The 9,233-nt window shown below is 61.0% G+C and carries 10 protein-coding genes and 1 pseudogene; 1 reads left to right on the top strand and 10 read right to left on the bottom strand.

Features of this window, described 5'->3' with window-relative positions; genetic code table 11:
- Window positions 1-103, top strand: a pseudogene (locus tag DL899_RS18515) (IS5/IS1182 family transposase); the annotation flags it as partial.
- A 95-nt stretch (window positions 104-198) separates the two neighbouring features.
- On the opposite strand, the gene DL899_RS18510 reads toward DL899_RS18515, so the two are convergent.
- The 10 genes from DL899_RS18510 to DL899_RS18465 form a co-directional block, all read right to left on the bottom strand.
- Window positions 199-1,365, bottom strand: a complete 1,167-nt coding sequence (locus DL899_RS18510; protein WP_111735811.1) for an acyl-CoA dehydrogenase family protein — start codon at window positions 1,363-1,365, stop codon at window positions 199-201.
- Between the two features lie 24 nt (window positions 1,366-1,389).
- Window positions 1,390-2,700 carry a TRAP transporter large permease gene (locus DL899_RS18505; protein ID WP_111735810.1) on the bottom strand — a complete coding sequence of 437 codons (1,311 nt, stop codon included), beginning with the start codon at window positions 2,698-2,700 and terminating at the stop codon, window positions 1,390-1,392.
- Between the two features lie 19 nt (window positions 2,701-2,719).
- Window positions 2,720-3,280: a TRAP transporter small permease gene (locus tag DL899_RS18500; protein ID WP_111735809.1), complete on the bottom strand. Its 561-nt coding sequence runs from the start codon at window positions 3,278-3,280 to the stop codon at window positions 2,720-2,722.
- A complete protein-coding gene (locus tag DL899_RS18495) occupies window positions 3,277-5,424 on the bottom strand; it encodes an acetate--CoA ligase family protein (protein ID WP_111735808.1) in 2,148 nt (715 codons plus the stop codon). Before DL899_RS18495 ends, DL899_RS18500 begins: the two co-directional genes overlap by 4 nt.
- Window positions 5,421-5,792 carry a MaoC family dehydratase gene (locus DL899_RS18490; protein WP_111735807.1) on the bottom strand — a complete coding sequence of 124 codons (372 nt, stop codon included), beginning with the start codon at window positions 5,790-5,792 and terminating at the stop codon, window positions 5,421-5,423. The genes DL899_RS18495 and DL899_RS18490 overlap by 4 nt, the downstream gene beginning before the upstream one ends.
- A gap of 20 nt (window positions 5,793-5,812) precedes the next feature.
- On the bottom strand, window positions 5,813-6,196 hold the full coding sequence (locus DL899_RS18485) for a MaoC family dehydratase (RefSeq protein ID WP_111735806.1): 384 nt from the start codon (window positions 6,194-6,196) through the stop codon (window positions 5,813-5,815).
- A gap of 2 nt (window positions 6,197-6,198) precedes the next feature.
- Window positions 6,199-6,588: a Zn-ribbon domain-containing OB-fold protein gene (locus DL899_RS18480; RefSeq protein WP_111735805.1), complete on the bottom strand. Its 390-nt coding sequence runs from the start codon at window positions 6,586-6,588 to the stop codon at window positions 6,199-6,201.
- A 3-nt stretch (window positions 6,589-6,591) separates the two neighbouring features.
- The gene (locus tag DL899_RS18475) at window positions 6,592-7,740 is read right to left on the bottom strand and encodes a thiolase family protein (RefSeq protein ID WP_111735804.1); all 1,149 of its coding nucleotides are present in this window, start codon (window positions 7,738-7,740) and stop codon (window positions 6,592-6,594) included.
- Window positions 7,737-8,588 (bottom strand): enoyl-CoA hydratase/isomerase family protein, encoded by an 852-nt coding sequence (locus DL899_RS18470; RefSeq protein ID WP_239494768.1) that lies wholly within the window; start codon window positions 8,586-8,588, stop codon window positions 7,737-7,739. Before DL899_RS18470 ends, DL899_RS18475 begins: the two co-directional genes overlap by 4 nt.
- A gap of 201 nt (window positions 8,589-8,789) precedes the next feature.
- Window positions 8,790-9,170 carry an integrase core domain-containing protein gene (locus DL899_RS18465; RefSeq protein WP_111735802.1) on the bottom strand — a complete coding sequence of 127 codons (381 nt, stop codon included), beginning with the start codon at window positions 9,168-9,170 and terminating at the stop codon, window positions 8,790-8,792.
- Window positions 9,171-9,233 lie beyond the last annotated feature (63 nt).

Below are 9,233 nucleotides of genomic sequence, written 5' to 3'. Positions count from 1 at the left end.
GTCACGAGACCCCGACCGCCAGACCGCCGAAATCCAGATCCGCATCGCAATCATGAACCGCTACAACGCCCTCGGCACAGCCGAGATCAAAGCCGTCGCATGACACCACACGGGAAAGGGGCAACTCGCGCCGACGCATGATTTATGCACCAGCGCCCATTGGCTTGGTGAACATTGGTTCCTCCGTTTTCTGTATCGTCAATACGACTTTGGCAGACCCAGCACGCGTTCGGCGATATAGCACATCACGAGTTCTCGGCTCACCGGTGCCAAGCGCGGAATCATGACCTCACGCAAATAGCGCTCGACATCGAACTCCTTAGCGTATCCATAGCCTCCGTGGGTCAACACCGCGCGTTCGCAGGCGCGGTAGCCGGCTTCGGCACCGAGGAACTTGGCGCTGTTGGCCTCGGCTCCGCAGGGCACGCCCGCATCGTAAAGCGCCGCGGCCTTGAGCATCATGAGATCGGCGGCTTCCAGGTACATCCAGCATTCCGCCAACGGGTGCTGAACCCCCTGGTTCTTGCCTATGGGGCGGTCGAAGATCACCCGTTCCTTGGCGTATTCGGTGGCACGCATCAGCGAAACGCGACCAAGCCCCACGGCTTCGGCTGCCACCAGGATTCTTTCGGGGTTCAAGCCGTCGAGCAGATACTGAAATCCCTTACCCTCTTGGCCGATCCTGTCCTCTTCGGGCACTTTCAGCCCATCGATGAAGACCTGGCAGGATTCAACCGCATTGCGACCCAGTTTCGGGATCTTCTGGGTTCGCACATATTCGGGATCCATGTGGGTGTAGAACAGGCTTAGCCCGTCGATGGGCCGCTTGCATTCCTCGATCGGCTTGGTGCGGGCAATCACCAGCATTCGCTGCGCCATGCTTGCCGCCGTGGGCCAGACTTTCTCGCCGGTCATCACGTAGTGGTCGCCCTTGCGCACCGCGCGAGTGCGCAGCCTCCCGGTATCAAGTCCCGAATTCGGCTCGGTGATCGCGAAGCAGGCTCTTTCCTCGCCCTTGATGAGCGGGGTCAGCATTCGCTTCTTCTGCTCGTCGGTTCCGTGCTTAACAATTGCGTTCGGCGCGAAGACATAGGAATGAATGGTCGAGGCTCCGGTAAAGCCGGCACCGGATTCGACGATCGCCTGCATCACGAGCGCCGCTTCCGTGATGCCGAGCCCCGCACCGCCATATTCCGAAGGCAGGGTCAGACCAACCCACCCCCCGTTCACCATCTCGCGATAGAATTCCTCGGGATAGCGCTCGTTCGCGTCGCAGTCGCGCCAATAGGCGAGATCGAACTTCGCACAGACCTTGCCGATCGCGTTACGCAGTTCCCTCTGTTCGTTGTTCAGTGCGAAGTCCATGCTCTCTATGCTCCAACTATTCGTTCAGTCCAAGAAACCCGGCAGCCACAGCGTAAGCGCCGGAAAAGCGATCAGGAGCGCAATAACGACAATGTCGGTGGCGACGAACCAGGTTATCCCCCGGAATATCACATCGGTAGGGACAGTCCTGCCGACGACGCTCTTGATAACGAACACGTTTAACCCGACGGGCGGCGTAATCAGCCCCATCTCGAGATACTTCGCCACGAGAATTCCGACCCAGATCAGGCTGATGTCCATCGCCTCGAAGAGCGGCAGAAGCACCGGCAACGTAAGAAGCATGATGCCCAGAACCTCAAGGAACATGCCTAGGACGATATAAATCAGGAACACTGCTATCATCAGCTCGACGCGTCCGAGTTGCATGTCGGCGACGATCTGGGAGATGAAAGCCGGAAACTGCGTCAGGGCAAGAAAACTGGCGAAGAAGGTGGCGCTCATGGCTATGATGAGGATCGCCGCTGAACTCACGATCGTGTCAACCAAGGCGCGTTTCGTCACAGTCCAGGACAGGTTTCCATTTGCGGCCGCGATCACGAAGGACAGAAACGCGCCGACGGCGCCCGCCTCGGTGGCGGTGAAGAACCCGGCGAAGAGTCCACCGAAAACGCAGACGACCAGCAGGATGATGGGCCAGATCTCGCGCAGCCCCGTACGTCCGATACCGTCAAGTTCCTCGTCGCTGGGGCGCGGGGCCAGTGCTGGGTTTGCCCACACCCGAAGGACCACCATGAGCGCGAAGGCGAAGGCTGTCAGCAAGCCGGGAATGATGGCCCCGATGAAGAGTGCTTCGATCGGCACTTCGGCGAATATCCCGAACAAAAGCAGGATCAGGCTGGGCGGTATCATCGCCCCGAGTGTTCCGGCGGCGGCGATCACGCCGGTCGCCAGGCCCGGCTGGTAGCCGGACCGAAGCATCTCCGGAACCGCGATCCTTCCCAAGGCGGCAGCGCAGGCCAAGCTTGATCCGGTGACGGCCGAGAACATCGCCGCTCCGCCGATAGATGCAACGGCGAGGCCACCGGGCAGACGCTTGAGAAAGCTCGTCCGGGCGAAATTGAACAAGTGTTCGGTCATCCGCGCGTAATAGGCAACGAAACCCATGAGAAGGAACATCGGGATCGGGCTGAGGCTCGAATGGGTGGAGAAGTCGAAGGTTACCGCGGTCAGCATGGCGGTGGCAATCTGATAGCCATAGGCGATCCAGATGCCGCCGAACGACACGCCAAGCAGCGCGATCGCGATCGGCATTCGCAGCAACACCAGCAACAGGATAACAGCGAGGGACGCTCCGGCAATCTGCAAGTCAGTCATGAAGTATCTCCACGCGTCATCAGGGTCGCACGCGACCGGATAAATATCCCACGGCCCGTGCGGCCATCACGAGGGCGAAGAAAAAGGTCCCGACGGGCATCAGGAACCGACCGGGCCAAGAATAGAACGTCGTTGCTCCCGAAATGAACTCGCGGATTTGCATCTTCTGGATCGACAGCCCCCAGGACTGCCACGCCAACAGTAGGAAGATGGCCGATCCGAGGGCCATGAACAGGCCCATCATAAGCTGTTGCACCCGCATCGGAAGAAACTGGGTCACGACCTCGACCGAAATGTGCCGGTCGAGCACCGTAACATAGGCAAGAGGAAGAAAGATCGTGCCACTGAGAAACCAGTGGCTGGTCATCAGTTCGGCATTGTCTATGGCGTCGTGGAAAACCGTTCGGAGGATGGCGTCGGCTACGGTTACCAGCATCATTGCCACCAGCATAATGGCCGCACTGACGCAGAGAACCCTAGACGGTAATGTCAGCGCACTGTCGAAGAGATCAGACATGCCCGTGAGGGGCGGGGGCGCCTCATCCCCCCAAGCATCCACCTCCGTCTGCGGGTTCGTCATGGCGCATCTCCCGCCGAACCGTCTCGCGTCCGCGCCATCAGGGCATCAAGCGCGACAACGCGCCCCGCACGGTCCACCACGAGGGGATTGATCTCAATCTCGGCCAGCGTTTCGTCGCGCTGGTAGAGGTCGCACAGTTCCTTCACGGTGCGGGCGAGCGCGGCCACATCACAGGGCGGTGCACCGCGAAAACCTGCCAGCAGCGGTGCCGCGCGAAGCGAGCGGATCAAATCCTCGATCTGCGCGGCGTCGAGCGGAAGGAAGGCGCGCGCCACGTCGGGTTCAAGCTCGACCGTCACCCCGCCGCGCCCCAGTACGAGCATCGGCCCGAAGACCGGATCGCAACGCAGACCAACGATGAACTCATGATCGAAGGGAACCATTTCTTCGACAAGCACCCCGTCGACGGGAATGCCGCGGGCGCTTGCCGACTCGATCATCGAACGCGCTGCCTCGGCCGCTGCCTCGACGCTTTGGAGCCCCAGCGTGATACCGCCGCTGCCACTCTTGTGAAGCATTTCAGGGCTCTGCAATTTCACTACAAAAGGCGCGGAGAGCGCCGGCCCGGCCTTGGTCAGCGCGTCCGGATCTGTCACGAACACACCACCAGGGCGCTCAAGCGACGTCGCGCCGCAGAGAAAGTCCTTGCTGCGATGCTCCACCGCAAAGGTGTCCGCCAACCGCCCACTCTGGCGGATCGGCGGTGCCTCGGCCGGGACCGGGCCATCCCAGCCGGCACCCAACCGGAACTGCCCGGCCAAGGCGCGGACGGCATCGTGGATCTCGCCATAAACGGGGATGCCGCGCTCGCGCACCTTCTGCACCGCTTCGTCGGGGGCTGCCTGCCAAGTCAGCGCACAGGGCATATTGCGGGGCAGTTCGCTGACCAGCGCGTCGGCCAGTTCCTCGGCGATCTGGCTGAGGCCGCCCATGAACAGCAACAGGCCGTCGTAGCCGGTGCCGTCGCTGATGATCTGCAAGACCTCTCGCAGCATCGTCTTGTGCATCACAATCTGGGCGGTAAGGTCAATCGGGTTCTGCGGCGTCGCAAATCCGGGCAGGATTTCCGCCAGTCGCGCCTTGGTTTCGGGGGCGAAGTCGGGAACGTCTAACCCCTCGCTCACGGCGGCATCCGTCATCAGGACCCCGGCGCCGCCCGATACCGAGATCACCGCTACCCGCTGCCCGGGCGAACGCGGCTGCGTCAGCAGGATCTGGGCTTGGTTGGCCATGTCGGTCAGGCTATCGGCGCGCCAGATGTTATACTGCCGAAACACCGCGTCGTAGGTTTCGTCCTCGCCCGCCAGGGCACCGGTATGCGAGGCCGCGGCCGTCGCGCCCTGACGGCTGCGCCCGGACTTCAGTACCAGCACCGGCTTGCGCCGCTCGAAGGCTTTGCGTGCGGCGGCGCGAAAGGCGGCGCCATCGCGCACCCCCTCGATGTAGAGCCCGATTACCTCGGTTTCCTCGTCCTCAACCAAGTAGTCCAGGCAGGTGGCCAGATCGACGTCTGCCTCGTTTCCGGTGGAAATCCAGGAACTTACACCGAGCCCCGCTTTCATCGACATGTCGAGCCAGTAGGTGCCCAATGCGCCGCTCTGGGAAACGAAGCCGTAGTTGCCTGCTGGCAGCTTCCGGCCGTCCATCACGACGGTTGACGATGCCAGCATCCCGCAATTGCCGTTCATCACGCCCAGACAGTTCGGCCCGATCATCGGAATGCCCGCCTCTTGGACGATTCGGGCGATTTCCGCCTGTTTCGCGGCACCCTCGGACCCGGTCTCCGAAAATCCAGAGGCAAAAACGAGGAAACCGCCGACGCCGCAATCACACCCGAGCCGCAACTGACTCGGCACGTCATCTGCGGCCACCGACAGGATCGCCAGGTCGATCTCATCGTCGATCGCCTCGAGCGAAGGATAGCAATCGAGGCCCTGAATGGTTTCGCGCCCCGGGTTGACCGGATAGATCTTGCCGGGGAAATTGTTGTGGAGAAGCGAGTTCACCACGCGCCCCCCGGCTTTGCGCAGGTCATCGGATGCCCCCACCACCGCCACACTGCGGGCGTTGAGCATCCTGCCCAGCCGATCCGCCCTCGTCAGATCGGCACAGTTTCCGTCGCTGGACTTACCTTTGTCTTTCATTGCGAAAACGTGGCAGTTCCGGTGATGACCTGCTCGCCCTTCTGATTGCTTACCCAGACATCGTAGGTGCCGGGCGCACCCTCCTGCTCGATACCGCCACCGGTCACGGTGTCGTTCTCGCGCACGGGCCGCACGAAGCGGATATTCAGCCGCGCGCCCGCCACGGCCTCATTGCCAAGCGTCTTACGCAGCGACTGCCAAATGAGGTTCAGCGACATGGTGCCGTGGGCGATGATTCCCTTCATCTCGGTCTTCTCGGCGAATTCCCGATCGACATGGATCGGGTTGTAATCGTCGGTGAGGTCGGCATAGGCCATGATCGTCGGCATGGTGACATTCAGGCTTACGGGTTCAAGGTTTTTCGGCATCTCAGTTCCTCCCTGCCTTCTCAGGCCGCCACAAGGGTCGTCATCACGCCGGTGAAGACGACATCGCCGCCACCGTCGCGCGTGGTGTAGGTGGTTTCCACCCACTTGCGCCCCTTGCGAATTTCCTTCTTTGTGCATTCCACCTCGGTGGTCAGCGTCTCGCCCACCTTCGGCAACCGCTGCAGTTCGAAGACCTGGCTGCCGTGCACGTTGCCTTTCGGCCGCGGCGTGATGCAGGTCATATAGCACTGAATCTGGATCATCGCCGTCATGCCCGGAGGCATCAGGTCACCGTTGTCGTCATCGGGATAGACGGCAAGCCATTTGCCGATCCGGTCACGGTCTACTGTGAATGTGTCGTTTCCGTAGATTTTCCCAACCTCAAAGTGGTCGTAGTTGAACATCCTCACCTCCCGATTTCGACCTGCGGGATTGTCTGATCGCCGCGTTCTTCGTAAATGACACGCACCCGCGTGCCGATCTCGGCCTCACCGCCGCGCACGTTAGCCATGAAGCGGAAGCCCTCGTCCATATCGACAAGCGCGACTTGGTAGGGACTGTCTTCCTTGAAAGCACGGCTCGGCCCCCGGTAGACGGTCGTCACGCTGTGAACGGTGCCCTTCCCGTCGGAAACCACCCACTTGAGGTCGCGGCTCTGACAGTGAGCGCAGACGGCGCGGGGATAGAACTGTGCCTTGCCGCAGTCGCCGCAGCGCTGGAAGCGGAATTCATGCGCGGCACAGCCATCCCAGAACGGTGCGGAATCCCCATTGGGACGCGGAACGGGTTTTTCCATCTGTCAAGCCCTCCCCAAAACTATAGAACAGTGGGCGGACAGAATGCCGCCATCACCATGGACAAGGGCGAGTTCGGCACCCTCCACCTGTCGGTCTACGACGCCACCGCGCAGCTGCTCGACCGCCTCTACCACATGGAACATGCCGCCGGCTGCGCCGGAATGCCCGTAAGAGAGAAGCCCGCCATGCGTATTGCAGGGCAGCTTGCCCCCGATCTTCAACTCGCCCGCGGCGGCGGCCACGCCGGCCTCGCCTCGCTGGAAGAATCCCATGGATTCCAGTTCGGCCAGAAGCGTGATGGTAAAACTGTCGTAAATCTCGACAACGTCGATGTCGTCTGGCTTGAGCCCGGCACGGCCCAACGCATCCGCAGCGGATCGTTTGCAACCGTAATCGGTCAGCGATGGCGCAGCGACGATGTATTCGTGCGTGTGTCCCTGTCCGGAGCCGAGAACATCGATCCTAGGTTGCCGGAGGTCGGCGGCCGCGTCCGCGGCACTCACCACGACGGCAGCGCCACCGTCCGATATCAGGCAGCAGTCGAGCAGATGCAGTGGTGTGGCGATGAAACGCGAGTTCATCACGTCATCCACCGTGATCGGTGCCTTCATATGCGCCTTGGGATTGAGCGCCGCATGTTCGCGCATGGTCACCGCAATCGCGGCAAGCTGTTCCGAGGTGACGCCGAATTCCGACATGTAGCGCTGCGCCACCAAGGCATAGGCTGCGGGGATGGTCATGCCATAGGGTTGCTCATACTGCTGGTTGCCAACCTCAGCCAATGCCTGAACGGCATTGCCCCTCATTCCGCTGAGCCGGTTATCGCCGGTCACGACCAGCACATGGCGGCAGTATCCCGCCTCGACCAGCGCCGCCGCCTGCATCACCAGCATGCAGGCCGTGACTCCGCCCATCGAGACCGCCGAGGCGTAGGCCGGCTGCATCCCGACATATTCGGCGAACACCGAGGCCAGCATCAGATGCGGTTCGGTGAACGAATAGGCACAGAGAAGGCCATCGACATCGGACACGGCCAGCCCCGAGTCGGCCAAGGCGCCAAGCCCTGCCTCCGTGTGAAGCGACATGCAGGTGGCACCCTGCAGATCCCCAACGTCAGTACTGTAAGCTCCTGTTATAACGGCTTTTTTCATGAGATTGCCTCTTCCTTGTCCATGCGTTCCCAGTCGAAAAGCGCCGGCTTCTTGTCAAGGAAGCGCTGGATCGCCTCTTTGTGATAGGCGCTGTCCATGCACAAAGCCTGGGCCATCGCCTCAAGTTCGGCCATCGCGCGCTGATCCAGATTGAAGGACTGATTGAGAACGTTTTTTGCCAGCCCGATCGCCAGCGTCGAGCCGCTGCAGAACCTGCGGGCAAGCGCGAAGGCCGCACCCTGAAGCTGATCGGGCGCGTGGACGCTGTGGACGATGCCCATCGCCATGGCCTCTTCGGCGCGCAGGATCCGCCCGGAGAAGACCAGTTCCTTGGCGCGCTGCAGGCCGACGAGGCGCGGAAGCAGGAACATGCCGCCCAGATCGGGAATCAGCCCGATGCGACCGAAGACCTGACAGAAACGGGCCGAATCGCTGGCTAGGATGAAGTCCGCCGCGAGCGCCAAGCTCATCCCACCCCCGAAGGCGGGACCGTCCACCGCCGCGATCACGGGCTTTTCCAAGTTTACCAAGCTTGGCAACCACACATGCAGGTCGGCAATGCGCTTGTACGATTGCGCCGAGGTGCGCTTCTCGTTCAGCGCCCGCAGGTCGCCACCGGCACAGAAGACCCCGCCCGCACCGGTCAGGACCACTGCCCGCACGCCATCGTCGTCGCGGATCTCTGCCACCACTTCGGCGAGTTCCCTGCGCATCGGCACATCAAGGGCGTTGCGTGCATCGGGGCGGTTCAAGGTGATAATTGCAACCTCGTCGCGCAACTCGTAGACCATAGTCTCCAAGTCACGCCGCGACCCGGATGCTGCCGGTGTGGGGTTGTCCTTGCTCATGCTGTTGTTCTCCTCCCGTCCGCTCATTCAAAGTGTCTACCAGATGGTATATTTATGTTCCGTGTAGTAATTTTCATGTCGCCATGTCAAGCCAAGATTCCGGAACATCATGAATAGCGCAAACGTTACAGCCCTCAATCGAAGTAGTCCCCTCTTTTCGGACAGGTTTGCAGCGTTTCTAAGGTGTATCGGGTTTAGATTTCATGCTGTTTTTTGCTCTCCCAAGCCCGCCCAATATGCGTCATCGGGCGCCTGCCTATCAAGTGCAGAATGGGGTCGTCTGGTGTTGTAGAAGCCGATCCAGTCTTTGACGACGCGCCGAGCCTGGAAGCCATCGGTGATTTCCTCAAGATAGATGGCCTCTTGCCTAAGGCTTCGCCAGAGACGCTCAATAAAGATGTTGTCGAGATATCTACCAAGCCCATCCATTGAGATACGCACCCCGGCCTCAGTCAGCGTCGTGATCCAGGCCGATCCGGTGAACTGCGCCCCTTGATCCGTATTCATGATCTCAGGCGTGTCTGACGTCAGCACCTGTGGGACAGATTTGAGGATTTGAACACCGGAGGGGTTCTGGTTCATCGTAGCCTTTAAGGAGCGAAGATGAACAAGAAACCCGGAACATCAAAGGACAGCGCCGACAAG

Source organism: Roseovarius amoyensis (genome assembly GCF_003260265.1).
In the GTDB taxonomy this organism is placed as follows: Bacteria; Pseudomonadota; Alphaproteobacteria; order Rhodobacterales; family Rhodobacteraceae; genus Roseovarius; species Roseovarius amoyensis.
The sequence above is the reverse complement of the archived record's forward strand: the minus strand, read 5'-3'. Positions and strand labels throughout refer to the sequence as shown.

Bases quoted from the DNA above. Each gene is read 5' to 3' on its own strand.
- DL899_RS18510 (WP_111735811.1), bottom strand. From the start codon at position 1,365: ATGGACTTCGCACTGAACAACGAACAGAGGGAACTGCGTAACGCGATC.
- DL899_RS18505 (WP_111735810.1), bottom strand. From the start codon at position 2,700: ATGACTGACTTGCAGATTGCCGGAGCGTCCCTCGCTGTTATCCTGTTG.
- DL899_RS18500 (WP_111735809.1), bottom strand. From the start codon at position 3,280: ATGACGAACCCGCAGACGGAGGTGGATGCTTGGGGGGATGAGGCGCCC.
- DL899_RS18495 (WP_111735808.1), bottom strand. From the start codon at position 5,424: ATGAAAGACAAAGGTAAGTCCAGCGACGGAAACTGTGCCGATCTGACG.
- DL899_RS18490 (WP_111735807.1), bottom strand. From the start codon at position 5,792: ATGCCGAAAAACCTTGAACCCGTAAGCCTGAATGTCACCATGCCGACG.
- DL899_RS18485 (WP_111735806.1), bottom strand. From the start codon at position 6,196: ATGTTCAACTACGACCACTTTGAGGTTGGGAAAATCTACGGAAACGAC.
- DL899_RS18480 (WP_111735805.1), bottom strand. From the start codon at position 6,588: ATGGAAAAACCCGTTCCGCGTCCCAATGGGGATTCCGCACCGTTCTGG.
- DL899_RS18475 (WP_111735804.1), bottom strand. From the start codon at position 7,740: ATGAAAAAAGCCGTTATAACAGGAGCTTACAGTACTGACGTTGGGGAT.
- DL899_RS18470 (WP_239494768.1), bottom strand. From the start codon at position 8,588: ATGAGCAAGGACAACCCCACACCGGCAGCATCCGGGTCGCGGCGTGAC.
- DL899_RS18465 (WP_111735802.1), bottom strand. From the start codon at position 9,170: ATGAACCAGAACCCCTCCGGTGTTCAAATCCTCAAATCTGTCCCACAG.